22 protein-coding genes are annotated in these 25210 nt (G+C 72.2%); 16 read left to right on the top strand and 6 right to left on the bottom strand.

Going from position 1 to position 25210, the window contains the following annotated elements; translation table 11 throughout:
• Position 1: 1 nt before the first annotated feature.
• From hpnE to H181DRAFT_RS13265, 6 genes are all read left to right on the top strand, one after another.
• A complete protein-coding gene (gene hpnE, locus H181DRAFT_RS13290) occupies positions 2-1444 on the top strand; it encodes a hydroxysqualene dehydroxylase HpnE (protein ID WP_045864584.1) in 1443 nt (480 codons plus the stop codon).
• Positions 1441-2571, top strand: a complete 1131-nt coding sequence (locus H181DRAFT_RS13285) for a polyprenyl synthetase family protein (RefSeq protein ID WP_107068752.1) — start codon at positions 1441-1443, stop codon at positions 2569-2571. The genes hpnE and H181DRAFT_RS13285 overlap by 4 nt, the downstream gene beginning before the upstream one ends.
• An 88-nt stretch (positions 2572-2659) precedes the next feature.
• A complete protein-coding gene (gene shc, locus H181DRAFT_RS13280; RefSeq protein ID WP_045864583.1) occupies positions 2660-4750 on the top strand; it encodes a squalene--hopene cyclase in 2091 nt (696 codons plus the stop codon).
• Positions 4747-5481, top strand: a complete 735-nt coding sequence (locus tag H181DRAFT_RS13275) for a phosphorylase family protein (RefSeq protein ID WP_045864582.1) — start codon at positions 4747-4749, stop codon at positions 5479-5481. The genes shc and H181DRAFT_RS13275 overlap by 4 nt, the downstream gene beginning before the upstream one ends.
• Before the next feature lie 7 nt (positions 5482-5488).
• Entirely contained in the window at positions 5489-6502 is a 1014-nt protein-coding gene (gene hpnH / locus H181DRAFT_RS13270) for an adenosyl-hopene transferase HpnH (protein ID WP_045864581.1), read from the top strand.
• A 70-nt stretch (positions 6503-6572) separates the two neighbouring features.
• A complete protein-coding gene (locus H181DRAFT_RS13265) occupies positions 6573-7955 on the top strand; it encodes an aspartate aminotransferase family protein (protein WP_045864580.1) in 1383 nt (460 codons plus the stop codon).
• Between the two features lie 55 nt (positions 7956-8010).
• On the opposite strand, the gene H181DRAFT_RS13260 is transcribed toward H181DRAFT_RS13265, so the two are convergent.
• Positions 8011-8808 (bottom strand): tyrosine-protein phosphatase, encoded by a 798-nt coding sequence (locus tag H181DRAFT_RS13260; RefSeq protein ID WP_045864579.1) that lies wholly within the window; start codon positions 8806-8808, stop codon positions 8011-8013.
• A gap of 789 nt (positions 8809-9597) precedes the next feature.
• Here H181DRAFT_RS13260 and H181DRAFT_RS13255 point away from each other — a divergent pair.
• From H181DRAFT_RS13255 to H181DRAFT_RS13235, 5 genes are all read left to right on the top strand, one after another.
• Positions 9598-11511 (top strand): ATP-binding protein, encoded by a 1914-nt coding sequence (locus H181DRAFT_RS13255; protein WP_078895711.1) that lies wholly within the window; start codon positions 9598-9600, stop codon positions 11509-11511.
• A gap of 195 nt (positions 11512-11706) precedes the next feature.
• Entirely contained in the window at positions 11707-12123 is a 417-nt protein-coding gene (locus H181DRAFT_RS13250) for a roadblock/LC7 domain-containing protein (protein WP_045864578.1), read from the top strand.
• A gap of 9 nt (positions 12124-12132) precedes the next feature.
• Positions 12133-12516 (top strand): DUF742 domain-containing protein, encoded by a 384-nt coding sequence (locus tag H181DRAFT_RS13245; protein WP_045864577.1) that lies wholly within the window; start codon positions 12133-12135, stop codon positions 12514-12516.
• On the top strand, positions 12494-13099 hold the full coding sequence (locus H181DRAFT_RS13240) for a GTP-binding protein (RefSeq protein WP_045864576.1): 606 nt from the start codon (positions 12494-12496) through the stop codon (positions 13097-13099). The genes H181DRAFT_RS13245 and H181DRAFT_RS13240 overlap by 23 nt, the downstream gene beginning before the upstream one ends.
• A complete protein-coding gene (locus H181DRAFT_RS13235; RefSeq protein ID WP_045864575.1) occupies positions 13080-13658 on the top strand; it encodes a GAF domain-containing protein in 579 nt (192 codons plus the stop codon). The genes H181DRAFT_RS13240 and H181DRAFT_RS13235 overlap by 20 nt, the downstream gene beginning before the upstream one ends.
• A 72-nt stretch (positions 13659-13730) precedes the next feature.
• Here the strand turns inward: H181DRAFT_RS13235 and H181DRAFT_RS13230 are convergent, their stop codons facing one another.
• The gene (locus H181DRAFT_RS13230; RefSeq protein WP_045864574.1) at positions 13731-14933 is read right to left on the bottom strand and encodes an acyl-CoA dehydrogenase family protein; all 1203 of its coding nucleotides are present in this window, start codon (positions 14931-14933) and stop codon (positions 13731-13733) included.
• Positions 14934-15656: 723 nt separating this feature from the next.
• Here H181DRAFT_RS13230 and H181DRAFT_RS13225 point away from each other — a divergent pair.
• Complete coding sequence (locus tag H181DRAFT_RS13225; RefSeq protein ID WP_045864573.1) at positions 15657-16598, top strand: alpha/beta fold hydrolase; 942 nt, start codon at positions 15657-15659, stop codon at positions 16596-16598.
• Between the two features lie 76 nt (positions 16599-16674).
• On the opposite strand, the gene H181DRAFT_RS13220 is transcribed toward H181DRAFT_RS13225, so the two are convergent.
• Positions 16675-18888 (bottom strand): putative bifunctional diguanylate cyclase/phosphodiesterase, encoded by a 2214-nt coding sequence (locus H181DRAFT_RS13220; protein WP_045864572.1) that lies wholly within the window; start codon positions 18886-18888, stop codon positions 16675-16677.
• Positions 18885-19709 carry an SAM-dependent methyltransferase gene (locus H181DRAFT_RS13215; RefSeq protein ID WP_045864784.1) on the bottom strand — a complete coding sequence of 275 codons (825 nt, stop codon included), beginning with the start codon at positions 19707-19709 and terminating at the stop codon, positions 18885-18887. The genes H181DRAFT_RS13220 and H181DRAFT_RS13215 overlap by 4 nt, the downstream gene beginning before the upstream one ends.
• A gap of 524 nt (positions 19710-20233) precedes the next feature.
• Between H181DRAFT_RS13215 and H181DRAFT_RS13210 the strand changes: the two genes are divergently transcribed.
• The 3 genes from H181DRAFT_RS13210 (at position 20234) to H181DRAFT_RS13200 (ending at position 21652) form a co-directional block, all read left to right on the top strand.
• Positions 20234-20434 (top strand): DUF2180 family protein, encoded by a 201-nt coding sequence (locus tag H181DRAFT_RS13210; RefSeq protein WP_045864571.1) that lies wholly within the window; start codon positions 20234-20236, stop codon positions 20432-20434.
• A 141-nt stretch (positions 20435-20575) separates the two neighbouring features.
• Entirely contained in the window at positions 20576-21082 is a 507-nt protein-coding gene (locus H181DRAFT_RS29920; protein ID WP_254666826.1) for a DUF6343 family protein, read from the top strand.
• Between the two features lie 69 nt (positions 21083-21151).
• Positions 21152-21652, top strand: a complete 501-nt coding sequence (locus tag H181DRAFT_RS13200; protein WP_052708576.1) for a hypothetical protein — start codon at positions 21152-21154, stop codon at positions 21650-21652.
• A gap of 113 nt (positions 21653-21765) precedes the next feature.
• On the opposite strand, the gene H181DRAFT_RS13195 is transcribed toward H181DRAFT_RS13200, so the two are convergent.
• Positions 21766-23205 (bottom strand): transglycosylase family protein, encoded by a 1440-nt coding sequence (locus H181DRAFT_RS13195; protein ID WP_045864570.1) that lies wholly within the window; start codon positions 23203-23205, stop codon positions 21766-21768.
• 223 nt (positions 23206-23428) lie between these two features.
• Complete coding sequence (locus tag H181DRAFT_RS13190) at positions 23429-24262, bottom strand: DUF6227 family protein (protein WP_045864569.1); 834 nt, start codon at positions 24260-24262, stop codon at positions 23429-23431.
• A gap of 299 nt (positions 24263-24561) precedes the next feature.
• Here H181DRAFT_RS13190 and H181DRAFT_RS13185 point away from each other — a divergent pair, with 299 nt between their 5' ends.
• A complete protein-coding gene (locus tag H181DRAFT_RS13185) occupies positions 24562-25206 on the top strand; it encodes a phosphoribosyltransferase (protein ID WP_045864568.1) in 645 nt (214 codons plus the stop codon).
• Positions 25207-25210 lie beyond the last annotated feature (4 nt).

Genomic DNA, 25210 nt, shown 5'->3' with positions numbered 1-25210 from the left:
CATGGGGACGACACCCGGGCACGGGGGCGGGCGGGAGCCCCGCCGCGCCGTCGTGATCGGCGGAGGCCTCGCCGGCGCCACCGCGGCGCTGCGGCTCGCCGGAGCCGGTGTGGCGACCACCCTCTTCGAGGCCCGGCCGCGCCTGGGCGGACTCGCGTTCTCCTTCCGGCGGGACTCGCCCGCCGGCGTGCTGAGCGTCGACAACGGTCAGCACGTGCACCTGCGCTGCTGCACCGCGTACAACTGGTTCCTGGAGCGGATCGGCGCCCGTGGACTCGCGCCGCTGCAGCGGCGGCTGGACGTTCCCGTGCTGGACGCCGCCCACCACCGACCCCGGCCGGGTCGGCTGAGCCGCGCCGCCCTGCCCGTGCCCCTGCACCTGGCCGGGAGCCTCGCGGCCTACCGCCACCTCTCCCCGGCGGAGCGGCTGGCGGCCTGCCGCGCCGCGCTCGCGCTGCGGAAGCTGGACCCGGCCGACCCCGCCCTGGACGGCGTCGACTTCGCCACCTGGCTGCACCGTCAGGGGCAGAGCGACCGGGCGGTCCGCGCTCTGTGGGACCTCGTCGGGACCGCGACCCTCAACGCCCGCGCAAGCGACGCCTCCATGGGACTGGCCGCCATGGTCTTCAAGACCGGCCTGCTCTCCGCTCCCGGCGCCGCCGACATCGGCCTGGCCCGCGTCCCGCTCGGCCATCTGCACGACACCCTCACCCGCGCCGCCCTGGACGCGGCGGGAGTCCGGACCGTCACCCAGTCCAGGGCGCGCTCCGTCACCGCCGCGGAGAAAGGCGGCTGGCGTGTGAGCGTCGTGCACGGGCAGGCGCCGCCGCTGGACCACGAAGCCGACGCCGTCGTGCTGGCCGTGCCGCAGCGCGAAGCCCACGACCTGCTTCCCGACGGGGCGCTGGCCGACCGCAGGCGCCTTCTCGACATCGGTACCGCACCCATCGTGAACCTGCACGTGATCTACGATCGCCGGGTGCTGCGCCGCCCGTTCTTCGCGGCGCTCGGTTCACCCCTCCAGTGGGTCTTCGACCGCACGGGCCCGTCCGGTATCAGCGGCGGCCAGTACCTCGCCGTCTCACAGTCGGCCGCGCACGAGGAGATCGACCTGCCGGTGGGCGTGCTGCGCGAGCGCTGCCTCCCCGAACTCGCGCGGCTGCTGCCAGCGGCACGGGACGCGCGCGTCCGGGACTTCTTCGTGACGCGGGAGCGTACGGCCACGTTCGATCCCCGCCCCGGGGTGGGACGGCTGCGCCCGGGAGCCCGTACAAGGGCTCCCGGTGTCTGCCTCGCCGGAGCTTGGACCGATACTGGCTGGCCAGCGACCATGGAGGGCGCAGTACGGAGCGGCATGACAGCCGCCCGGGAAGCCCTCGCCGCCATGGGCCGTCCGTACGACAGCGAAACGGTGCCCGGCACCGAAGGAAGGGCGGTGGCATGACCAGCCTCGATGCCGCAGGCACCAGGACGAACGGCGAAGACCCCGGAGGAGAGCCCGTGACCACGGCGAATCAGAAGACCGTCGTCGACGACACGAGCGTCAGCGCTCTGCTGGAGCGGGGGCGCAGGCTCGCGACCCCGGTGCTGCGCTCGGCCGTGGCCCGGCTGGCCCCGCCGATGGACACCGTCGCGGCGTACCACTTCGGATGGATCGACGCGCAGGGCCGGCCGTCCGACGCGGACGGCGGCAAGGCCGTACGCCCCGCACTGGCCCTGCTCTCGGCAGAGGCCGCGGGGGCCGCGCCGGAGACGGGGCTGCCCGGCGCGGTCGCCGTCGAGCTGGTGCACAACTTCTCGCTGCTGCACGACGACTTGATGGACGGCGACGAGCAGCGCCGCCACCGCGACACGGTGTGGAAGGTGCACGGCCCGGCGCAGGCCGTACTCGTCGGCGACGCGCTCTTCGCGCTCGCCAACGAGATCCTCCTGGAGGCCGGCACCGCCGAGGCCGGCCGCGCGACGCGGCGCCTCACGCGGGCGAGCCGCCGCCTCATCGACGGGCAGGCGCAGGACATCTCCTACGAGCAGCGCGAGCGCGTCACCGTAGAGGAGTGCCTGGAGATGGAGGGCAACAAGACGGGTGCGCTGCTCGCCTGCGCCGTCTCCATCGGGGCCGTGCTGGGCGGTGCGGACGACCGCTCGGCCGACGCGCTGGAGTCCTACGGCTACCACCTCGGGCTGGCCTTCCAGGCGGTCGACGACCTGCTGGGCATCTGGGGCGACCCGGAGGCCACCGGCAAGCAGACGTGGAGCGACCTGCGTCAGCGCAAGAAGTCGCTGCCCGTGGTGGCCGCGCTCGCCTCCGACGAACCCGTGGCGGAGAAGCTGGCGCAGCTGATGGCGGCGGACGCCAAGAAGAGCCAGGCCGAGTTCGAGGACTTCGACGAGGCGGAGTTCGCCGCACGTGCCGCCCTCATCGAGGAGGCCGGGGCCCGCGAGTGGACCTCCCAGGAAGCCAAGCGGCAGCACGCCACGGCGCTCGCCGCGCTCGAACCCGTCGACATGCCGGCGCACGTGCGCGAGCAACTGACGGCGCTGGCGGACTTCGTCGTCGTACGCCGGCGGTGACCGCCCGGCCGCGGCCCTCGCGGGCCGCGGCCGCACGCGGCAGGAACAACAACATTCTCCCCGGACGGACCCTTCGGAAGGGAAAGAGATGACAGCGACAACCGACGGCAGCACAGGGGCCGCGGCGGCCCGCCCACTCTCCCCTCCGAAACGGCTCCAGGGACACGGCGGCGCCGGTGCGGCCCTGCTCCCCGCGGAGCCCGGGCCGGGTCCGGGGCAGCAGGGCGACGGGCTCGCGGCGCAGGCGGAGCGTGCGGCCCGGCTCGCCGCCGACAACCTCCTCGCCAGGCAGGACCCCCGGGGCTGGTGGAAGGGGGACCTGGAGACCAACGTCACCATGGACGCCGAGGATCTGCTGCTGCGCGAGTTCCTCGGCATCCGCGACGAGCGGACCACCGAGGAGGCGGCGCGGTTCGTCCGGTCCCAGCAGCGCACCGACGGCACCTGGGCGACGTTCCACGGAGGGCCCGGCGACCTGTCCACCACGGTCGAGGCGTACGTCGCTCTGCGGCTGGCGGGGGACGAGCCCGGCGAGCCGCACATGGCCCGCGCGTCCGCCTGGATCCGGGACCGCGGCGGCGTCGCCTCGACCCGGATCTTCACGCGGATCTGGCTGGCGCTCTTCGGATGGTGGCGCTGGGAGGACCTTCCCGAACTGCCCCCGGAGATCATCTACTTCCCGAAGTGGTTCCCCCTCAACATCTACGACTTCGCCTGCTGGGCGCGGCAGACGATCGTGCCGCTCACGGTCGTGTCCGCGAAGCGGCCCGTACGTCCTCAGCCCTTCCCGCTGGACGAGCTGCACAGCGACCCCTCACTGCCCAACCCGCCGCGGCGGATGGCCACTTGGGCGAGCTGGGACGGCGTCTTCCAGCGCCTCGACAGGGTCATGCACGCCTACCGCAGAGTGGCCTCCGTGCCGCTGCGCAGGGCCGCTCTGCGCAGCGCGGCGCGGTGGATCGTCGAACGGCAGGAGAACGACGGCTGCTGGGGCGGCATCCAGCCACCGGCCGTCTACTCGCTGATCGCGCTGCGCCTGCTCGGATACGACCTGGACCACCCCGTCATGCGGGCGGGACTGGAGTCCCTGGAACGCTTCACCGTCCGCTACGACGACGCTCCGTCAGGCGGGGACGGGGCGGACGGGAGCGGCGGCACGCGCCGCATGGTGGAGGCCTGCCAGTCGCCCGTGTGGGACACGTGCCTCGCCACCGTCGCGCTCGCCGACGCCGGACTCCCCCCGGACCACCCGGCGTTGGTCAAAGCCGCCGACTGGATGCTCGGGGAGCAGGTGGTGCGCCCGGGGGACTGGTCCGTACGCAGGCCCCGACTCCGGCCCGGCGGCTGGGCGTTCGAGTTCCACAACGACAACTACCCGGACACCGACGACACCGCTGAGGTAGTCCTCGCGCTCCGCCGCGTCCGCAACCGCGATCAGGCCCGCGTGGACACCGCCGTGCGCCGCGCCGTGGACTGGACGCTCGGCATGCAGTCCCGCAACGGCGCCTGGGGAGCGTTCGACGTCGACAACGACAGCCCCTTCCCCGACCGGCTGCCCTTCTGCGACTTCGGCAAGGTCATCGACCCCCCGTCCGCGGACGTCACCGCCCACGTGGTGGAGATGCTCGCCGACGAGGGCCACCGCGACGACCCCCGCGTACGGAGGGGAGTCGAGTGGCTGCTGGCCGAACAGGAGGCGGACGGCTCCTGGTTCGGGCGCTGGGGCGTCAACTACGTGTACGGCACGGGCGCGGTCGTGCCGGCCCTCGTCGCGGCGGGGCTCCCCGTCTCGCATCCGGCGATCCGGCGGGCCGTCGGCTGGCTGGAGAGCGTCCAGAACGAGGACGGCGGCTGGGGCGAGGACCTGCGTTCCTACCTGCCCGAAGGCGGATGGGCCGGCCGCGGCACCACGACGGCGTCGCAGACGGGGTGGGCGCTGATGGCGCTGCTCGCGGCGGGCGAGCGGGAGTCCCTGGCCGTCGAGCGGGGGATCAGCTGGCTCGCCCACAACCAGCGGGAGGACGGCTCCTGGGACGAGCCGCACTTCACCGGAACCGGCTTCCCCTGGGACTTCTCGATCAACTACCACCTGTACCGCGTGGTCTTCCCGCTCACCGCACTCGGACGCTACCTGCACAGTCCCGGCGGCGCAGGCGTCGGGCGCCAGGACGCCGGATGACGCTCCCGGGCGACCGGCTCCCGCTGCTGATCGCGTGCGCGCTGGGCATCGAGCGGCTCGCCCTGCGGCACCACGCCGCGGCCGCGGACGCCGCGGCGGGACCGGTGACGGTGCTGCGTACGGGAATGGGGCCGGAGGCGGCCGGACGGGCCGTCGCCTCCGCCCTGCGCGGTGAGGCCGAGGAGGGCGGTACCGCGGTGCTCGCGACGGGCTTCTGCGCGGGCCTCGTCCCCGGCATGCATCCGGGCGACCTCGTCGTGGCCGAGGAGACGAGAGACGCGTCGGGGCGCACGGAGTGCACCGGGACGGGCCGGCTGGCCCAGGCTCTGAGCGCCTACGGGACCGTCCACACAGGGCCCGTGGCGGGGTCGGCGCACGTGGTGCGGGGCCCCGCCCGTGCGGCGCTGCACTCGGCGAGCGGGGCGGTGGCCGTCGACATGGAGTCGGCGGCCACGCTCCGTTCGGCGATGCTCACGGCCGGGCCTCTGCCCACGCCCGTCACGGGCGCGGTGGCGGTGGCGGGGGCGGGTGCCGGGGAGGAGGGGGACCGTCCGTCCGTGGCGGCGCTGAGGCGTCCCGTTGCGGCCGTACGGGTGGTGGTCGACGCGCCCGGACATGAACTGATCCGTCTCGGGACACTGCGAGGTGGAATATCTGCATTCCGCGTACTCCGCAGCATTCTGCCCGCATTCCTCGAATGGCACCGATCCTTGCTGCTCCCCTGGAGGTGAGCGAGTCATGGCCATGCCTCTGCGTCAGACCGTCCGAATCGGCAGCTATCTCTTCCAGCAGAAGCTCCGCGGCCGAGAGAAGTTCCCGTTGATCGTGGAGCTGGAGCCGCTGTTCGCCTGCAATCTCAAGTGCGAGGGATGCGGGAAGATCCAGCACCCGGCCGGTGTTCTCAAGCAGCGGATGCCCGTGGCACAGGCGGTGGGGGCGGTGCTGGAATCCGGTGCCCCGATGGTCTCCATCGCCGGGGGAGAGCCGCTTATGCATCCTCAGATCGGCGAAATCGTCCGGCAGTTGGTCGCGAAGAAGAAATACGTCTTCCTGTGCACCAACGCCATGCTCATGCGCAAGAAGATGGACGAGTTCACGCCGTCACGCTATTTCGCCTTCGCCGTGCACATCGACGGGCTGAAGGAACGGCACGACGAATCCGTCGCCAAGGAAGGCGTGTTCGACGAGGCCGTCGAGGCGATGAAGGAGGCGAAGCGGCGCGGGTTCCGGGTCACCACGAACTCCACGTTCTTCAACACGGACACCCCGCAGACCGTCATCGAGGTGCTCGACTACCTCAACGACGACCTGAAGGTCGACGAGATGATGATCTCGCCCGCCTACGCCTACGAGAAGGCCCCGGACCAGGAGCACTTCCTCGGCGTGGAGCAGACCAGGGAGCTGTTCCGCAAGGCGTTCTCCGACGGCAACCGGCGGCGCTGGCGGCTGAACCACAGCCCTCTCTTCCTCGACTTCCTCGAGGGCAAGGCGGACTTCCCCTGCACCGCGTGGGCGATCCCGAACTACTCGCTCTTCGGCTGGCAGCGTCCCTGCTACCTGATGAGCGACGGCTATGTGCCGACGTACAAGGAGCTCATCGAGGAGACGGACTGGGAGGCCTACGGACGGGGCCGCGACGCCCGCTGCGCCAACTGCATGGCGCACTGCGGCTACGAGCCCACGGCCGTGCTGGCCACGATGGGCTCGCTGAAGGAGTCGCTGCGTGCCGCGCGGGAGACCGCACGGGCATGACCCGGGCCGCCCGCGCGCCGAGGGCCGGGACGTGAACACCCGCTGACGGACACGAGAAGAGAGCCGGGCCATGAGCGACTTCGACCTCACCGCGCTTCTCCAGGAGCGCGGAGCCGAACGCTACGAACTGCACACACGACACCTGAACCACCAACTGCCGCGCATGCTGCGGACGATCGGCTTCGACAAGGTCTACGAACGAGCCGAGGGGCCCTTCCTCTACGACGGGGAGGGCAACGAGTACCTCGACATGCTCGCCGGGTTCGGCGTGATGGGGCTGGGACGGAACCACCCCGTCGTCCGGCGCGCGCTCCACGAGGTGCTGGACGCCCAGCTCGCCGACCTCACCCGGTTCGACTGCCCGCCGCTTCCCGGGCTGCTCGCCGAGAAGCTGCTCAGCCTGGCGCCCGGCATGGAGAGGGTCTTCTTCGGCAACAGCGGAACCGAATCCGTCGAGACGGCGCTGAAGTTCGCCCGCTACGCCACGGGCCGGACGCGGATCCTCTACTGCGGCCACGCGTTCCACGGGCTGACGACCGGCTCGCTCTCCGTCAACGGCGAGACGTCCTTCCGCCGCGGCTTCGACCCGCTGCTGCCCGACACCCCGGTGCCGCTCGGTGATCTCGACGTCCTGGAGAGGGAGTTGGGGCGCGGCGACGTGGCGGCGCTCATCGTGGAGCCCATCCAGGGCAAGGGTGTGCAGGCGGTACCGCCCGGCTTCCTGACGTCGGCCGGTGAACTGCTGCGCCGCCACGGCGCGTTGCTGATCGCGGACGAGGTGCAGACGGGACTCGGACGCACGGGGGACCTGTTCGCCTACCAGCACGAAGCGGGCGCCGAACCGGACCTGGTGTGCGTGGCGAAGGCGCTCTCCGGCGGCTACGTCCCCGTCGGGGCGACGCTCGGAAAGGAGTGGATCTTCAAGAAGGTCTACTCGTCGATGGACCGCGTCCAGGTGCACTCGGCCAGCTTCGGTTCCAACGCGCAGGCCATGGCCGCCGGGCTCGCGACCCTGCACGTGCTGGAGCGCGACAACCTCATCGCGAGGTCACGGCGTACGGGGGACCTGCTGCGGAGCAGGCTCGCCGCGATGGTCGGCGACTACGAGATGCTGCACGAGGTGCGGGGCCGCGGGCTGATGACGGGCATCGAGTTCGGCAGGCCCAAGTCCCTTTCCCTGCGCGGGCGATGGTCGATGCTCCAGGCGGCGCGCAAAGGGCTGTTCGCGCAGATGGTGGTGGTGCCGCTGATGCAGCGGCACCGCATCCTGACCCAGGTCTCCGGCGACGAGCTGGAGGTCATCAAGCTGACCCCGCCGCTGGTGATCGGGGAGCCGGAGGTCGAGCGCTTCGTGACCGCCTTCAGGGAGATCATGGACGAGGCGCACAACGGCGGCGGGCTGCTGTGGGACTTCGGGCGGAACCTCGTCAAGCAGGCCGTCGCGAACCGCTGAGCCCCCGCCCCAGTCTCAGCGGTCCGTGTCCCGCCGCATCTCAGCTGTCCGCGCCTCAGCCGTCCTCCAGCAGCCTGTCCCGCAGGCGTTCGCGGGTCGCCGCCTCGAGTCCGAGCCCCTCGGAAAGGTACTGCTCGACCCCGCCCCAGGTGTCGTCGATGGTCGTGAGGGCCGCGGCGAGGTACGTGGGGCGGGCGTCGAAGAGCGGTGAGAGAAGCTCCAGCACCTCGGGCGACATGCCGGCCCGCGACTTCTCGCTCCGGTACATCTTGTAGCGGCGGTGCGGGGAGTTGGACTCCAGGTAGTCGGCCTCGATGTCCTTCTTGTCCACGCCGAGCGCCATCAGCGTCACGGCGACCGACAGGCCGGCGCGGTCCTTCCCGGCGGCGCAGTGCATGAGTGCGGGGACGCTGCCGTCGGCGAGTTCGTGGAGGATCCGGCTGTGCTCGCTCGTGCGCCCCGTGATGATGGAGCGGTACGAGGCGATCATGCGGGCCGCTCCCTTGCCGTCGGAGAGGACCATGCGCAGCTGGTCGAGCTCGCCGTCCCGCACCATCTTCCAGAACTCCGCGCCGTCCGCGGGGTCGCTGAGCGGGAGATTCACGTAGCGCACGCCCGGCAGTTCGACGTCGGGACCTTCGAGTGCCTGGTCGGCGGAGTTGCGGAAGTCGTAGACCGTGTGGAGACCGAGGCCCTTGAGGAAGCCGGCGTCCTCCTCCGTCGCGTGAGCGAGGTGGCCGCTGCGGAAGAGGACGCCGTGGCGGAGCCGCCGGCCGTCGGCCGTCGGCACTCCGCCGAGGTCGCGGAAGTTGCGCACTCCGGTCAGCGCCGGTTCGGCGGACTGCTGGCTCACGGCTGCTCCTTCGGTAAGCGGGTGCTCGCTGACGCGCGGACGCGGCCGACGATACGACATGGGCTCGCGGCGGGAGAGTGTGCGGCGGCCCGCTACCACGGAGGGCAGCCGTGCCGGTGCAGAGGGTGATTGAGGGCCGTGCGGCGGGGGTTGGATGTGAGACAAAACGGGGGCGAATTCCGGACGCGTTCGGGGGCGGTCCGGGGGAGGCGCCCCCGGCGCACTAGGGGGCGCATATGCCTGTGTCAGTCCGGCGGCGGGAGCCGGGCATGTCGCCCTTGCCCCGTAGGCCGGGATCGGCGGCCCGGGTGCGGAGGCCAATGTGCGTCACCGTCCGTGAAGGGCTTTCCTGCGTGCGCCGCACGGGTTCCGGGCGGTGCCCCGGAGGTCGGCCGGAGCGGTGCGGGGGAGGAGAACCGCAGGCGGGGCAGGAGGGGGAGGGGGAGCGGCCGCCGCGGCCCGCGGGCCTCAGGGGCGGCGGCGCTCCCGTGTGCTCGGCCGCGGACGGCCCCGAAGGGTAACTGCCGGACTCCGTACGGCAGTTAAGATCTTGGACCGTGCCCCGCCGGGTGGTGCCGATCTTCACTCGTTCGGAGGTGGCGAGGGGTGGCGAATATGTCAAGCGCACCCGCGCCACGCAGCCGAGAGGACTAGCGTGACCGTAGCGCTGTGAGAGCGAACTGACGCGCGCTGTGATCGTGCTTCGAGGAAGCCCACCCGCAGACCTCAACTCAACCGAGGAATTCGATGCCTGAACCCCCGAGCCACGCGGTCCAGACAGGAAGGGGTATGTCCGCTCCCGCACCTTCCCAGGGGCCTCACCCCGGCAAGGCACCGCTCCCGGTCGCCTCGCCGGAGTCGCGGGGCACGGCGGTCCACGGCTCGTACGGAGCGCCGGCGCCGGGCGTCAACGGCTCGCGGCGCCGGCACGGACGCGCCCCGGCACCCCGGACCCCCAGCGACGCCGCGCTCCGCCGGCACCTGGTGCGGCTCGCCGTACTGCCCGCGGGGGTCGTCGCGGTCGCCGGTGCCGCCGTCGTCGCGTACGTGATGAGCGTCGAGGGCGGTCCCGGAGCCTCCGCCGCTCCCGCTCCGGGTGCCGACGGGGCCGTCGTCTGGAGCGTGCTGGCCGGCGCCCTCTTACTCGTCTGCGGCGCCGTCGCCGGCGCCGCCTACGCAGCGACCTCCCAGGCCCGCCGCGTACTCGAACGCCACACCGCGCTGCGCCGCTCCGTCGCGCGGGGCCGCTCCGAGATCCAGGCCCTGCTGCAGTGCCTGGAGCAGGGCGACCGCCCGCACCTGCGCCCGCACCCCGCGCTCCCCGAGCCCGGCGAGCGCGCGGACGCCGTCGAGCTGCTCGCCCACGAACTCGAACTCGCCCAGCACTCGGCCGAGTCGGCCGTCACACGCGCCGCCGCCCTCGTGCGCAGCAACTCCAGCAGCAACGAGGAGAAGGTCGAGGTCTTCGTCAACCTCGCGCGGCGCCTGCAGTCCCTGGTCCACCGCGAGATCGAGCTGCTGGACGACCTGGAGAACCAGGTCGAGGACCCCGATCTCCTCAAGGGGCTCTTCCACGTCGACCACCTGGCCACCCGGATCCGCCGCCACGCGGAGAACCTCGCGGTCCTCGGCGGCGCGGTCTCCCGCCGGCAGTGGAGCCGCCCGGTCACGATGACCGAGGTGCTGCGCTCCGCCATCGCCGAGGTCGAGCACTACCCCCGCGTGAAGCTGGTGCCCCCGATCGAGGGCACGCTCCGCGGTCATGCCGTGGCGGACGTCATCCACCTCCTGGCCGAACTCGTCGAGAACGCGACGGTGTTCTCCGCCCCGCACACCCAGGTCCTGCTGCGCGCGCAGCATGTGACGGCGGGTCTGGCCATCGAGGTCGAGGACCGCGGGCTGGGCATGACGCCCGCCGAGCAGAGCCGCATGAACGCCGTGCTCTCCGACCCCGAACGCATCGACGTGGGCGAGCTGTTGCAGGACGGGCGCATCGGGCTGTTCGTGGTCTCGGCGCTCGCGCAGCGGCACGGCATCGTCGTCCAGTTGCAGAGCAACATCTACGGCGGCATCCAGGCCGTGCTCGTACTGCCCCGCGAGGTGCTCGGCGAGGAGCCGGGCAACGGGGCGCAGCAGCCGGGCAACGTCGCAGGGTCCGCGGTGCGGACCGCCAACGCGGCTGCCGCCGGCGGCGGTTCGGCCGGCGTCGGTGTCGCGGCCTCCGCCGGCCGGCACGGTGCGGCCGAGCCCGGAGCCGGCGACACGACGGAGCTCCCGCGGGTGCGAACCGGCAGCCCCGAGCACGCGCGCATGCCCGCATCCGAACAGAGCCGGCCAGTCCCCGCCCAGCCCGCGGCCCGCTCGCAGCCCCTGCCCCAGCCGTCGGGCGCGCAGTACGCGCCCACCGCCCATTCCGGCCCGGGCCCTTCCGCGCGTCCCGGTCCGCAGCCTCCCCTGCAGGTCCACACCCCGGGCCCGTCCAGAGCGGCGGGGAACGGGGAGCGCCCCGAACTCCCCAAGCGCCGCCGCCAGGAGCATCTGGTCCCCGAACTCCGGGAAACCCCGCCCGCGAGGCAGGACGGCGCCACCGCCGACTGGGACGGGACGGCGCAGGGACACGACCCCGGTCTGATGGCCGCGTTCCAGCGCGGCACGAGCCTCGCCGAGGACAACGGCGGCGAAGCACCCCGTCCCGCCGGTTAGGCGGCGGCAGTTCGGGCCCCGCCGTCGGCGCGCGGGGCCGTCGCGCCCGCGGGAGCGGGCCCCCGAGGTCAACGCGCCCGCGCCCCACGTACTCGGGGCCCGGGCCGCCCTCCACACGAATGCCCGCGGAAACGGCCCCGCTCGGCCCCGTTCCGCCCGCTCTGCGGTACAGCTCTGAAGGAGAAGAACGCGATCATGGTGAGCGAAGCCCCCATCGGACACACGACAGACCTCTCCTGGCTCCTGACCGGACTCGTGGAGCGCGTGCCCCACACGCGCAGCGCGCTGCTGCTGTCCTCCGACGGCCTGGTGAAGGCCGCTCACGGTCTGGACACGGACACCGCCGACCACATGGCGGCGCTCTCCTCCGGGCTGTACTCGCTGGCGCGCAGCGCCGGCGTGCGTTTCGGCGACGGCGGAGAGGTGCGCCAAGTGGTGGTGGAGCTCGACACTTCGCTGCTGTTCGTCTCGACCGCCGGGCAGGGGGCCTGCCTCGCCGTGCTCGCCGGGCGCGACGCGGACGCCGCGGTCCTCGGATACGAGATGGCGATGCTCGTCAAGAGCGTCCGGCCGTATCTGGGGACCCCCGCGCGGCAGCCGGCCGGTCACTGAGGCGGCCGGATGAGACAGGAACCGTTAGAGGGGCCGTGGCTCGACGACGACGCCGGGCGGCTGGTCCGCCCGTACACCGTGAGCAACGGTCGAACGAAGCCGACGGCCCAATTCGACCTGCTCACGATGGTGATGGCGACCGGGGAGCGTCCCCGGAGCTACCTCGGCCCCGACCACACCCACGTGCTCCAACTGTGCGGCGGGCCCGTCTCCGTCGCCGAGATCGCCGCCCAGATCGCCCAGCCCGCAGTGGTCGCCAAGGTGCTCCTCTCCGACCTGGTCGACTGCGGTGCGATCACCTCGCGCGCGCCGGTGCGCGCGCCTCTCTCTTCCGACCCTACTGATCGAGAACTGCTGGAGGCGGTGCTGGATGGGCTCCGTAAACGACTCTGAAGTGAGCCGTGCCGATCCGTTCCCTACCGCGCTGAAAATCCTCATCGCCGGGGGCTTCGGTGTCGGCAAGACCACTTTCGTCGGCGCCGTGAGCGAGATCGAACCGCTGAGCACGGAGGAGCTGCTCACGCAGGTGAGCGCCGCCACCGACAGCCTCGAAGGGATCGAGAACAAGTCCACCACGACCGTGGCCATGGACTTCGGACGCATCACGCTCAGCGCCTCCCACATGCTCTACCTCTTCGGCACGCCCGGCCAGGAGCGGTTCTGGTTCATGTGGAACGAGCTGTCCGAGGGCGCTCTGGGCGCGGTGGTGCTCGCCGACACCCGCCGCCTCGAACACTGCTTCGCCGCCGTGGACTTCTTCGAGCGGCGCGGCATCACGTTCATCGTCGCGGTCAACGAGTTCGACAACTCCTACCGCTACGAGCCGGACGAGGTGCGCGCCGCGATCGACCTCAAGCCCGATGTGCCGGTGGTGCTCTGCGACGCCCGGCAGGCCAGTTCCGGTACGCAGGTCCTCGTCTCACTCGTCCAGCATCTTCTCGACACAGGGAGTTCCCATGGCACCGACGCCGTATGACCCGACCAGCCACCTCCTGCTCACCCCCGAGGACGCCGAGGCCCCCAAGAGGGCTGTGCGGCTGCGGGAGTTGGGCCTGGGGGACGCTCCCGTGCCGGAGTTCGACGACTTCGCGCGCCATCTCGCGCGGGTGACCGGCGCTCCCTTCGCGATGGTCAACTTCATCGAGGAGGACCACCAGTACTTCGCCGGTCTCTACGCCCCCGGCGCCGATCAGGCGGTGGAGCTGGACCCGTCGGGGAGCGCGGGCGGAGGGGTCGGCCGTGTCATGGCGCGCGACCACGGCTACTGCCCGCACGTCATCGTGCGGCGCAAGGCGCTGGTCCTGGAGGACGTCTGCGACTATCCGCGCTTCGCCGGGAACCCGGTGGTGGACGAGATAGGCATCCGCTCCTATCTCGGCGCGCCGCTGATCGACCGTACGGGCATGGCGCTGGGCACCGTGTGCGTGGTCGACCAGGAGCCGCGTCCCTGGGGGCGGCAGGGGCTGGAGACGATCAAGTCGATGGCCGCCGACCTCGTGGAGCAGATCCACCGGCGGGAGCGCGGCGGGTCCTGAAGGGCCTGTCCCGCGCGACGGGTTCCTTCGCCGGGCCCCACGCCGGTCTCGCGCCGGGCCCGACGGACCCGGTCAGCAGGTGGTCTCTGCCTCGCACCGCACGAGTTCGCCGAGCCGCTGCGACCAGGAGCCCTTCGCCGTCCCGAGCGCGACCTCGCCGAGGCGCAGCCGCTGGATGTCGGAGGTGCCCGCGGGGGCGAAGATGTGGTGCGCGTCCCGCAGGTAGCGCTCCACCGGCCGGTCGGTGAACAGCCCGGCCGCGGCGTGGATCTCCATCGCGTCGCGGGCCGAGTCCAGGGCGTACTCGACGTTGACGAGCTTGGCGTTCATCAGCTCGGCGTCGCACTGCTCGCCCCTGTCGAGCAGGTGGACGGCGTGGTAGGCGGCGAGCCGGGCGGTCATCAGCCGCGACTGCATCCGGCCCAGCTTGAGCTTGATGGAGCCGAGGTCGGCCAACGGGGCGTCGTAGCGCCTGCGTTCGGCGCAGAAGGCGGTGGTCTCGTCGAGGATCGCCTGATGTATGCCGAGGGAGACGGCGGTGAGGTTGGCGCGGCCGTACAGCACGCTGGAGGAGTAGGCGACGGGCAGGCCGTCGCCCTCCTCCCCGAGGCGGTTGGCGGCCGGGACGCGGCAGTCCTCGAAGACGAGTTCGCCGAAGCTGAAGCCGTGCAGGCCCATGGCGGGACGCTGCCGGCCGAGGGAGAAGCCGGGGGTGCCGGTCTCCACGAGGAAGGCGGTGAGGCCCTTCGAGCCGGGGCCGGTGCGTACGACGACGCCGTGCAGGTCTCCGACGTGGCTGTTGCCGACGTAGACCTTGCGGCCGTTGAGGACGTAGTCGTCCCCGTCGCGTACGGCGGACGACGTCATGCCCAGGACGTGGCCCCCGGACTCGTGCTCCGTGACGGCGATGGTGGGGAGGCAATCGCCGGAGGCAATTGCGGGCAGCCACGTCTTCTTTTGCTCTTCGTTGCCGAAGTGAATGATCTTCGCGACGCCGAGCTGGGAGGCCTGCACCATGGCGCCCATCGCGCCGCTCACTCTGGAGAGTTCCTCGATCACCACCGTCTTGCCGAGGTGGCCCACCCCCATGCCGCCGTAGCCCCGGGGGACCGTGGCGCCGATCCAGCCCTGGCGTGCGATCAGGCGGGAGAGGTCGACGGAGGCCGTCTTCGTGGCCTCCATCTCCTCTATCCGGGGTTTGACCTCGCTATTCGCGAACTCCCGGACCGCGGTGCGTAACCGCTCATGGTGTTGGTCCGTGAAGTAGCGTTCCATGACGAGCCCTTCTAGGCGGTTGGCTCCGCGTCCGGTTGGGCGGAGGACGTACATCGGCCGGCGTCCCGCCTCTGGCATAAGCCGACTGCAATGTCGTCTATTGTCGAGCAGCCCGTTCAAGATCAACTCGAAGTTTGGCTGAAAGCCCCCTCTTGCATTCGCTACGGCTCTCCGGGGCGTTCCGGGTGGCGCCTTCGTCCCGCGGCGAAGCGGGCAGATGCCCCAGCAGCATTACCACTGGCATAGCACCGCCACGGCTCGGAGTCAGCAGTTCCTGCCGATTGGCGGCAAGTTGACAGGGGGCGTGCCAAAAGGCGGTTGTGGGGGTGAGTCGGCGAAGGTTGAACTCCGTACCGGTTTGAGCTGGGCTCATACCGTTCCGCCCCACTCGTCGCACGGTGCGGGACCGTCCGGTGGCGGCGCAAAAAGGTAGGACGGCGACAACTGCCCCGCGCGCGCTCCGTCCGGCCGCGCGCGGGGAGCGAGCCCCCGCGCGCGCCTCCCGTGGACGGTGGAGACGCGGCTGACTTCGGGCTTCCGCCGCGCTGCCGCAGCGAAGTCGGCTTGAACTGACCGGCAGGACGCGGAAGCTGGGCACGGAGAGGTGCGCGGACGCCGCCGCTCCGTGTGGCGCGTCCCGTCCGGCGGCCTCCTTCACGGTGTCAGCGCAGCCCAGTACGGTTGCCGTCTGCGGGAGAGGAACGAGCCGAGGAGGCGGACACCGTGGGCGGCGTACGGCAGGATCACACGACGGCGGCGGACGGCACGCGGATCGCCACCTACACCTGGTTCCCGGACGACGCGGAGGGCGCGGGAGCCGTGCCCCGGGCCCTCGTCCAGATCGCGCACGGAGCGGCCGAACACGCCCAGCGCTACGACCGGTTCGCCCGGTTCCTCTGCCGCTTCGGCTACACCGTCGTCGCCGGTGACCACCGCGGACACGGCGCGACGGCCGCCCACACCGGCGGCTACGGCGTCGTCGGGGAGAGCGGCTGGCGTGCGACGGTCGAGGACCTCAAGACCGTCGGGGACCGGGTGCGGGCCGAACTCCCCGCCGGCACGCCGTTCGTGCTCCTGGGCCACAGCATGGGCTCGCAGCTCGCCCGGGACTACGCACAGGAGTACGGGTCGGAGCTGACCGGGCTGATGCTCTCGGGCACGTTCCGCTCACTGCCGGGGTGCGAGACCGAGACCGCCGTCCGCCAGCTGGAGAAGGAGATCGAGAAGGGCGGCAGGAGCGCCCGATCCGGTTTCGTGCCCGACCTGTTCGGCTCCTTCAACGACCCCTACCCGCACCGCACCGGCTTCGAGTGGCTCTCCCGCGACGAGGACGAGGTCGACCTCTACGTGGCGGACGAGCGCTGCGGTTTCCCCTTCAGCGCCGGGATGTCACTGGACTGGGTGCTCGGCAGCCGGAAGATCAACGACCCGGAGCAACTGGGGCGCATCCCGCGCGACCTGCCGGTGCACGTCGCCGTCGGGGACAAGGATCCCTGCAACCAGGGCATGACGCTCGTCTACGAACTCCTGGAGGACTTCCGCTACGTGGGCCTGCGCCACGTGACCTGGAACGGCTACGCGGACGCCCGGCACGAGATCCTCAACGAGACCAACAGGACCGAGGTCCAGACCGACCTGCTCCAGTGGCTCGACGCGCACGTGTGAGCGGCCGGGCCGCCGGCCCGCTCCCCGCGGACGGACGATCCGCACCCGGCGCCCCGGGCCAGGGGTTCGGGTGCCCTCAGGTGACCGCGAATCCCTGCACGAACGTGGAGGCCGGGCCCGGACGCGCGTAGTACCAGCCCTGGGCGGTGTCGCAGCCCATGTCCCGCAGCTGTGCCGCCTGGTGCCCCGTCTCCACGCCCTCGACGGTCACGGCCAGCCCCAGCGCGTGGGCGAGGGTGACGATGCCCTCGACGAACGTCACGTCGACCGGGTCCGCGGGGTGCTGCTGGAGCCCCTGCGTGAAGGAGCGGTCCAGCTTGAGCGTGGTGGCGGGCAGCCGCCGGAGGTTGGCGAGGTTGGAGTAGCCGGTGCCGAAGTCGTCCAGGGCGATCTCCACGCCCAGCTCCGCCAGTTGGCGCAGCGGCTTCAACTCGTCCTCGTCGGCGCCGATCAGCGCGCTCTCCGTGACCTCCAGGCAGAGTGACGACGGAGGCATCCCCGCGGCCTCCAGCACGGCGATCGTGTCCGGGACCAGGTCCGGGTGGTGCAGCTGGCGGGGCGAGAGGTTGACGTTGACGCGCAGCGGACGCTCCGCGAGACCCTCGCCCTTCTTGCCGTTCTTGCCGTTCTTCTTCTTGCCGTCACCGCTGCCCTTGCTGCGCTCCTCATGCCACGCGCAGGCCTGCCGGACGGCCTGCTCCATCACCCATCGGCCCAACGGAACGATGAGACCGGTGTGTTCGGCGAGCGGGATGAACCGGTCCGGGCCCAGACGGCCGTGCACCGGGTGCTTCCAGCGCACCAGCGCCTCCGCTCCCTCGACCTGCCCGTCGCTCATCCGGATCAGCGGCTGGTACTCGAGGAAGAACTCGTCCCACTCCAGCGCCGCCGGGAGCCGGGTGGTGAGGCTGTGGCGGTCTATGGCCCGCGCGTCGGAGTCGGGGTCGGCGAGCTCGTAGCGGCTGCCTCCGGCGTCCTTGGCCCGGTACATGGTGATGTCAGCGCTGCGCATGACTTCTTCGGGCCGCAGCTCCCCGCTGGGCCCCTCGACGATGCCGATGCTGGCCCGTACGGACAGCTCGCGGCCGTCTATGCGGATGGGCGTCGCCAGCGCGGCCAGCACCTGACGGGCGAGTTCGGTGACGTCCTCCGGACCCGACGGGTCGGTGCACAGGGCCGCGAACTCGTCCCCGCCGATGCGGGCCACGAGGTGGCCGGAGCCGGCGGTGCACGACTGAAGCCGCTCCGCCACGGCGATCAGCAACTGGTCCCCGACGGCGTGGCCGAGGCTGTCGTTGACCGCCTTGAAGCCGTCGATGTCCAGGTAGCACAGCCCGAAGCGCTTCACGTCGCTGCTCGCCGAGAGCAGCCGGTCCAGGCGCTCCGCGAAGAGAGTGCGGTTGGGCAGGCCGGTCAATTCGTCGTGCGTCGCCTCGTAGCGCAACCGCAGGTGCAGGAGTCTGCGTTCGGTGATGTCCTCCAGCAGGGCGAGCTGGTAGCGGGGCTCGCCGTCGGCGTCCCGCAGCAGGGAGACCGTCAGATTGGTCCACAGCACGGTGCCGTCGGGCCGGTGGAAGGGCTTCTCGACCCGGAAGTGGTCCCGTTCGCCGCGTACCAGCTGACGGTGCATCCGCCACACGTCCGGGGCGTCGTCGGGGTGCACCCACTCGTTGACGTTCCGCCTGCGCATCTCCTCTTCGGAGCGTTTGAACATCCGGGCGATGGCGCCGTTGGCGTCGCGGATGCGGCCGTCCATGTCGGCGATGCTGATGCCGATGGTGGCGTCCTTGAAGACCGCGCGGAACCGGGTCTCGCTCGCGTGCAGCGCCTCCTCGACGGCGCTCTGCGCGGCCAGCGCCGCCCGGGAGAGGGCCTCCTGCTCGGCGAGGGTGCGGTCGCGCAGGGCCTCGGTGAAGCCGGCGGCGACGGCGTGCTGGAGCCGGGAGCAGCGGGCGCGTGCCTCGTCGACGGGGAGTTCGCTGGTCTCCGGGTCGCGGCCGTAGAGGACGAGGTAGGAGTCCACGACGCCGAGGATGTGGGGCAGCGCGTCCGGGCTCGTGCAGTGGGCGGCGACCAGGGCCGCGCCCACCTCGCGTCCCGGCGCGGCGGAGAAGGGGTACGCGTGCAGCGCGTCGCACAGCTTCACGGCCAACGGGTGGAGGTAGTCGCCGAGTTCGGCCCGCGTCATCGAGGTCTGCGTGGCGGGGTAGACCGCGCGGCTCCAGATCGTCGCGAAGCGCCGTAGTCCGTCGTTCTCGAGCCCTTCGGACTCGTGGGGGTCGGCAGTCACCCGGCGCTTCCCGCCTTGCGGCCCACCCCGGCGTAGCCGCTCAGGAGCACCGGATCGGAAGCAGGCTCGGTGTCCGGGTCCGGACGCCAGCGGGGGAGGGCGACGAGCCCCGGCTCGACGAGCTCGAAGCCGTCGAAGAACTGCCTGATCTCCTCTTTGGGCCGCATGATGAGCGGTGAGCTCGTCCGTCTGTACACGTCGCGTACTCCCGCGCCTCCGTCGGTCTTGGGGCCCTCGTCGGCCGAACTGTGGCTCACCACGAGGAGGCTGCCCGGTGCGAGCGCGTCGGCGATCTCGGCGATGGTCTTGCCGGGTTCGTCCTTGTCCTCGATGAAGTGCAGCAGCGCGACGAGCAGGAGGGCCACCGGCTTGCCGAAGTCCAGCAGCCGTTCCGTCTCCGCGCTGCAGAGGATGTCCTGGGGGGAGCGGAAGTCCGCGGAGACGATGGCCGCCTGGTCGTTGCCCTCCAGCACGGCCCGGCTGTGGGCCACCGCCACCGGGTCGTTGTCGACGTAGACGACGCGTGAGCCGGAGTGGGCCTTCTGCGCGACCTCATGGGTGTTGCCGAACGTGGGTATGCCGGAGCCGATGTCGAGGAACTGGGTGACGCCCTCACCGACCGCGAAGTCGATGGCACGCCGCGTGAAGGCACGATTCGCCTGGATGATCTTCGGCAGGCCCGGCCAGGCCTGGATCGCCCGCCGCGCCGCTTCCCGGTCGACCTCGAAGTTGTGCGATCCACCCAGGTAGTAGTCGTACATGCGCGACACGCTCGGCACCGTCAGGTCTATGCCCTGCGGGGCCCAGGCAGGACGTTCCATCTGGGTCTCCAGCTCGTTCAGCTCCACGGCGTTCGCCGTCGGGTCATGAGGCTACTGACAGGGGCCGGGCCGTTGGAAGGAATCGGTAACTCTGCGACCGGATCTTGTCCGACTGCGCGGTAGTTTCCGGGGCATAGCACCCCGGCAAATCCGCCGCGCCTCCACTGGACCGGTAGGCAGCGGGCGAACTGGGGCACTGCGACCGCACGTTGGGCTCCGCTTCCTCCGCGGCGGCGGCCCTGCACCCCAACTGGTGTGCCGTCTCCTCCCGTTGACCCAGGCGCGGCTGCCGGAGCACCACGCGAAGGACGGGTGCCTGGCACCGTAACCCCTCCGAGGGCCTGCCGCTGCGGATTCCGCAGCACGCGTGCGTACGGCCCGGTACGTCCGCTGCCTGCGGAGGCCGTTACACGGGGCGCCGGGGTGGCACCCGGACCCTGCGGAGGCCGCCGTCCGGCTGCGGAAAGCGAACCGGCGTGCCCTCTGAGTGAGGGCACGGGACCAGCGGCGGCCGGGAGGCGGCCATGAACTGCTACGACTGCCTGAGCCGGCAGCGGACCACTGTCGCGGTGGCCGTGTGCACGCGGTGCGGTGCGGGGCTGTGCCTCGACCACGCGCACGTGGCGCCGGAGATCGTGCACGAGTCCGCGGGGACGGGAGTCACCACCCACTCCAGGGAAGCCCGCCGGTTCACCTGCGGCGTCTGCCACGAGGCCGAGGTCTGAGCCGGGATTCGGGGCCGGGGCTTGGGGCCGGGGCCGGGGTCCGTCCGATGCGGAAGGGCGCCGGGTCCGAGCGGCGCGGGAGGACACTGGAGAGGGGAGCCCAGGCAGGGGGCGGGTGCGAGAGCGAGAAGAGGCGACGCCATGACACTTCGCCGACCCGGACAGCGGCCGGAAGCACCGCACGGCGCGGACGAGCGCAGCACGCCGCACGTCGACGCACCGCGCTCCGGCGGGCGCCCCGCGGCATCGCGCCCCGGCGCGCACCGTCCACCCGGAGGGCACGCCCCGGAGGCGCGCGGAGCGCGGCGGGCCGCCGCGGGGGCACGCCTGCCACGTACGGGCACCGAGCCCGTCACCGCGCGCAGCGCGCTGCGCGCCCGTCTGGTCCTCGCGAGCATCTTCACACCCGTCTTCCTCGCCGCCACGGCCCTGTTCGGGTACTGGACGGCGCAGACGGGAGCCGGCGAGGCGCCCAGCGCGGGCTCCCTGCTGGTGCTGACCGTCGCCTGCGGGCTCCTCGCCCTGTTCTCCCTCGTGGATCTGCTGGTGGTGCTGCGGCGCAGACGTGAGGAGAGGGAGGCTCCGCCGGGCCGGAACGGCCCCGGCGCCGGTGTCCCCGGCCGGGGGACCGGGCCGCGCAGTACGTGAGGAGGTGCGGCGGTGCCGTGGGGCCGAGCCGACGTTTTCGCCGGTCCCACGCGGGTACCGCCGGGTGGCATGACTGAGGATGAAGGCCACGATCCGGGGGCGCAACCGGAAGACGAGGGGATCCCCGACCTCGCCGACGGGTCCCCCGAGGCGGAGCTGGCGAACGATCCGCAGCGCGAGCCGGTGCCGGGGGACGAGCCCGTGGCGGTCGAGAGCTACGGCACGACGTTCTCCGAGCAGGTAGCCGGCGAGCCGCTTGAGGACCGTCTCGCCGAGGAGGAGCCCGACGTCGGCGACGAGGCGGCCGAGGGACCCGGGGAGGAGCAGGCGGGCCAGCTGAGCGACGACCCGCTGTCGTGGCGGCCCGCCAACCAGGACAGCTTCTCCACCGAATCGCCCGCGCAGGGCCTCTCCGGCGAGGAGACGGCCATGCACATAGCGGAGGACGACGAGCCGGAGCTCGGCCTGGACGTGGAGGGCGTCGAGGAGGCGGCGGAGGGCCCCGACCCGAGGACGCCCAGGCCTCCCGGCCCCGAACAGGTCGACCTGGGCACCGAAGAGGACCGCTGAGACGGAGCGGCCGCTGATCGGGTCGGCCGCGGCCCTGACGGCGTACCGGCCGTCGGGGCCGCGTCGCCGAGCAGGCGGTCAGTGCCCCGCTGCCGCCGGCGGAGGCCGCCGCTTCACAGCCGGACGCCGCGCCCGCGGAGATAGCCGAGAGGGTCTATGTCGGTGCCGTAGCCGGGGCCCGTGCGGATCTCGAAGTGCAGGTGCGGGCCCGTCGCGTTGCCCGTCGAGCCCGAACGGCCCAGGCGCTGCCCGGAGTTGACGGTCTGGCCCGCGCGTACGGAGATCGCCGAGAGGTGCCCGTACTGGCTGTACTTGCCGTCGCTGTGGCGCAGTACGACCTCGTACCCGTAGGCGTCCGCCCACCCCGCCGAGACGACCTTGGCGTTGGCGACGGCCTTGACGGTGGTGCCGGTGGGGACGGCGAAGTCCACTCCCGTGTGGTGCCCGGACGACCAGTTGCTGCCCGACGCGCGGTAGGCGGTGCTGGGGCGCGCCCCGCTGACCGGGGCCGATGCCGCGGGGGAGGGCTTCTTCGCGGCGGGGGCCTGCGCCTTCCGCTGGGCTGCCTTCTCCCGTGCGGCCTTCTCCTGCGCTGCCTTCCGAGCCGCTGCCGCCTTCTCCGCCTTCTCGGCCCTGGCGGCCTTCTCGGCTCTGGCGGCCTTCTCCGCTCTCTCCGCCTTCGCCTGTGCGGCCTTCCGCGCGGACTCCTGAGCGGCCTTCTCGGCCTTCTGACGGGCTTCCGCGTCTGCCTTCTGCCCGGCCGTCTCCGACGCCTTCTGCTCCGGGCCGGGCTTCGGCTTCGCGCTCTTCCCCTCGGTCCCCGGGCGCTCCGCCCGCCCCGAGCCGTCGAGGCGGAGCCGCTGACCGGGCAGGATCAGGTCGGGATCGCCGCCGACGGTGGCGCGGTTGCGGTCGTAGAGACCGGGCCAGCCGCCCTTCACGTCGTGGTCCTCGGCGATGGAGGAGAGGCTGTCCCCGCCGACGACCTCGTACGTCGTGGCCTTCTTCGAGCGGTCCGCCCTGGCCCGTTCGGCCCGCTCGGCACGCTCCCCGGCCTCGGACTCCGCCTTCTCGTCCGCCGCCTGCGCCTTCCCGGCCGCGCCGGACTGCCCGGCTGCCTGGGCCGCCGGCTTCACCGCCGGCTTCGCGACGGAGGCGGGGCGCGGCTGTGCGCCGTCGCGGGTGAGCCCCGCACGGGGCCCGCAGTTCGGCCATGCGCGGGGCCCCTGCCCGGCTAAGACCTTCTCGGCCACGGCCAGTTGCTGGTCCTTCGTCGCCAGGTCGGCGCGTGGTGCGTACGCCGTGCCGCCGTACGCCTGCCAGGTGCTCTGCGAGAACTGCAGTCCGCCGAAGTAGCCGTTGCCGGTGTTGATGTCCCACTTGCCGCCGCTCTCGCAGGCGGCGACCTTCTGCCACGTGTCGGCCGGCGCCGCCTGCACCAGCTGCGCCCCGATCAGGGGGATCACCACTCCGGCCCCGCCCGCGGTGACCCGCAGCGAGGTGCGGGCGAGCGTACTGGGCCGGTTCCTGCGGTGACGTCCGCGAGCGGTCATGGCGGATCCTCCGGTCAAGTGGGCACCCCGTGAAGGAAGTTACGGAGCGTCAGAGCGGTTACGGAGCGCGCCCACGATACGTAAGGCGCCGGTAAGGTCACAAGGGGTCACGGCAGGGGCACAGGTGCACCGGCCGCGGCGGGCCGGAAGGCGGTTCACGGTGCCGCGGGGGCGCGTGACACCGCCGGGCAGTGGGAGCGGCGCACGAGAAGGGGTACCGGGCTCAGCTCTCGCCGCGCGAGAGGCGGAGGGCGGCCTCGCCGGCGAAGCTCTCCTCGAGGTAGACCTCGCAGACGAGCCCGCCGTGCTCGGTGCGGTCGTGCTCCAGCTCGTACAGGCTGAACTCGGTGCCGTCCGCCAGCAGGAAGGCGTGCTCGTAGAGGGAGCACCACAGCTCCCACTCCTGGGCGAGTTCCTGCGGCCGGGGCACGGGCAGGATCTGGTGCCCGCAGGCGGTGGCGAGCAGCCGGCGGACGTCCTCGCCGGGACGGTCGGCGTTCGCGGCTCGGCGCAGCAGGCGGCGGGCGTGGTCCGGGGAGTCGTTCCCGGTGTAGGTGCGGCGGCCGAACCGGAACTCCGCCGGCAGGTCGAAGTCCAGCGGCTGCGTGACTCCGGCGCCGTCGAGCGGGCTCCCGTATGCGCCGGGCGCGTCGTCGCCCTCGCCGGTCTCGAACCCGCCGGGGCGGCGGGCGTGCAGTCCTCCGGCCGGCGTCTCCTGGGACGCCCCTTGTACGCGGCGCTCGGAGCGGGCCAGGGACGCGGGGTCCTCGTACACCTCGTACAGGACGCCGCCGTCCTCGCTGTCGTAGCGGAGCTCCCACAGCGGGAGCAGAGTGCCGTCGCGCAGCAGGAAGACGTGGCGGTAGCTGCTGCTGTGCAGGCTCGGTGCGGGTGACTTCCGCTGCCGCCAGCCGTGCAGCTCGACGTGGCAGGCCACGGCCTCCTCGAGGCGGCCGAGCACGGCGTCCGATATGTCGAAGGGGTTCAGGGCGCGCGCCATGATCTCCTGTACGACGCCTTGCACGTGCACAGCAGGCGTCGGCCCTTCCATGCCCATCGCGGAGCCCCTCCCGGCATGTAACCCCTATGACGATCCCCGCAGCCACACACCGTAGTGGTGAGGGCACGCCTTCGGGAGCGGATTCGGGGGAATTCCCGTGGCGGAAGCGGAACTTCCGGTCCAGGGCTTCTGTGTAGGGGCGTGTCTGCCGGGTACCGCGGAGCGGAGACCCCGGTCATGGCCGGACCGTGCGCCGGTCATGGCACGCCGCCCACGACAGGCCGCCCGCGACGCGCCGCTCAAGGGCCGCCGGCCGCGGCATGAGGGGGCGGTCAGGCGCAGAGGAGGGCGCAGCCATGCAGTTCCCCGACCGCCGGGAAGCCGGAAGGGCGCTCGCCGGCAAGCTGACAGATCTACAGGAGCGAGGGCTGCTGGACGACCCCGTGGTGCTGGCCCTGCCGCGCGGCGGCGTGCCCGTCGCGGACGAGGTCGCCCGCGTCCTCGGCGCCCCGCTGGACGTCGTCGTGGCGCGCAAGATCGGCGCCCCGTTCCAGCCGGAGCTGGGGGTCGGAGCCGTCGCGGGCGACGCGCCGCCGCTCTACGACCCGGTGCTGCTCGGCCAGTTGGGGCTGACCGAGGACGAGCTCCGGCCGGTCGCCGAGCGGGAGCAGGCCGAGCTGAGGCGCCGGGAGAACGTCTACCGGCACGGGCGGCCCCCGCTGGAGCTGGAGGGCCGCTCGGCGGTGCTCGTCGACGACGGGGTCGCCACGGGCTCCACCGCGCGTGCCGCCCTGCGGGCCGTGCGCCGCGCGCATCCCGCCCGTACGTACATCGCCGCTCCGGTGTGCTCCCCGCAGGCGGTGGAGCTGCTGGCCGACGCCGCCGACGAGGTCGTGTGCGTGGAGGTGCCGCCGGCCTTCGGGTCGGTCGGCTTCTGGTACGAGTGGTTCCCGCAGCTGAGCGACCGGGAAGTGCTGGACATCCTGCACGTCAAGGGGTGACGGG

The organism is Streptomyces sp. WMMB 714, assembly GCF_900090125.1.
Taxonomy (GTDB): domain Bacteria; phylum Actinomycetota; class Actinomycetes; order Streptomycetales; family Streptomycetaceae; genus Streptomyces; species Streptomyces daqingensis.
This window is presented reverse-complemented; position numbering and strand designations above follow the sequence as displayed.

What these genes read in the sequence shown, in the direction of transcription:
- hpnE (WP_045864584.1), top strand. Translation starts at nt 2, where the DNA reads ATGGGGACGACACCCGGGCACGGGGGCGGGCGGGAGCCCCGCCGCGCC.
- H181DRAFT_RS13285 (WP_107068752.1), top strand. Translation starts at nt 1,441, where the DNA reads ATGACCAGCCTCGATGCCGCAGGCACCAGGACGAACGGCGAAGACCCC.
- shc (WP_045864583.1), top strand. Translation starts at nt 2,660, where the DNA reads ATGACAGCGACAACCGACGGCAGCACAGGGGCCGCGGCGGCCCGCCCA.
- H181DRAFT_RS13275 (WP_045864582.1), top strand. Translation starts at nt 4,747, where the DNA reads ATGACGCTCCCGGGCGACCGGCTCCCGCTGCTGATCGCGTGCGCGCTG.
- hpnH (WP_045864581.1), top strand. Translation starts at nt 5,489, where the DNA reads ATGGCCATGCCTCTGCGTCAGACCGTCCGAATCGGCAGCTATCTCTTC.
- H181DRAFT_RS13265 (WP_045864580.1), top strand. Translation starts at nt 6,573, where the DNA reads ATGAGCGACTTCGACCTCACCGCGCTTCTCCAGGAGCGCGGAGCCGAA.
- H181DRAFT_RS13255 (WP_078895711.1), top strand. Translation starts at nt 9,598, where the DNA reads ATGTCCGCTCCCGCACCTTCCCAGGGGCCTCACCCCGGCAAGGCACCG.
- H181DRAFT_RS13250 (WP_045864578.1), top strand. Translation starts at nt 11,707, where the DNA reads ATGGTGAGCGAAGCCCCCATCGGACACACGACAGACCTCTCCTGGCTC.
- H181DRAFT_RS13245 (WP_045864577.1), top strand. Translation starts at nt 12,133, where the DNA reads ATGAGACAGGAACCGTTAGAGGGGCCGTGGCTCGACGACGACGCCGGG.
- H181DRAFT_RS13240 (WP_045864576.1), top strand. Translation starts at nt 12,494, where the DNA reads ATGGGCTCCGTAAACGACTCTGAAGTGAGCCGTGCCGATCCGTTCCCT.
- H181DRAFT_RS13235 (WP_045864575.1), top strand. Translation starts at nt 13,080, where the DNA reads ATGGCACCGACGCCGTATGACCCGACCAGCCACCTCCTGCTCACCCCC.
- H181DRAFT_RS13230 (WP_045864574.1), bottom strand. Translation starts at nt 14,933, where the DNA reads ATGGAACGCTACTTCACGGACCAACACCATGAGCGGTTACGCACCGCG.
- H181DRAFT_RS13215 (WP_045864784.1), bottom strand. Translation starts at nt 19,709, where the DNA reads ATGGAACGTCCTGCCTGGGCCCCGCAGGGCATAGACCTGACGGTGCCG.
- H181DRAFT_RS13210 (WP_045864571.1), top strand. Translation starts at nt 20,234, where the DNA reads ATGAACTGCTACGACTGCCTGAGCCGGCAGCGGACCACTGTCGCGGTG.
- H181DRAFT_RS29920 (WP_254666826.1), top strand. Translation starts at nt 20,576, where the DNA reads ATGACACTTCGCCGACCCGGACAGCGGCCGGAAGCACCGCACGGCGCG.
- H181DRAFT_RS13200 (WP_052708576.1), top strand. Translation starts at nt 21,152, where the DNA reads ATGACTGAGGATGAAGGCCACGATCCGGGGGCGCAACCGGAAGACGAG.
- H181DRAFT_RS13195 (WP_045864570.1), bottom strand. Translation starts at nt 23,205, where the DNA reads ATGACCGCTCGCGGACGTCACCGCAGGAACCGGCCCAGTACGCTCGCC.
- H181DRAFT_RS13190 (WP_045864569.1), bottom strand. Translation starts at nt 24,262, where the DNA reads ATGGGCATGGAAGGGCCGACGCCTGCTGTGCACGTGCAAGGCGTCGTA.
- H181DRAFT_RS13185 (WP_045864568.1), top strand. Translation starts at nt 24,562, where the DNA reads ATGCAGTTCCCCGACCGCCGGGAAGCCGGAAGGGCGCTCGCCGGCAAG.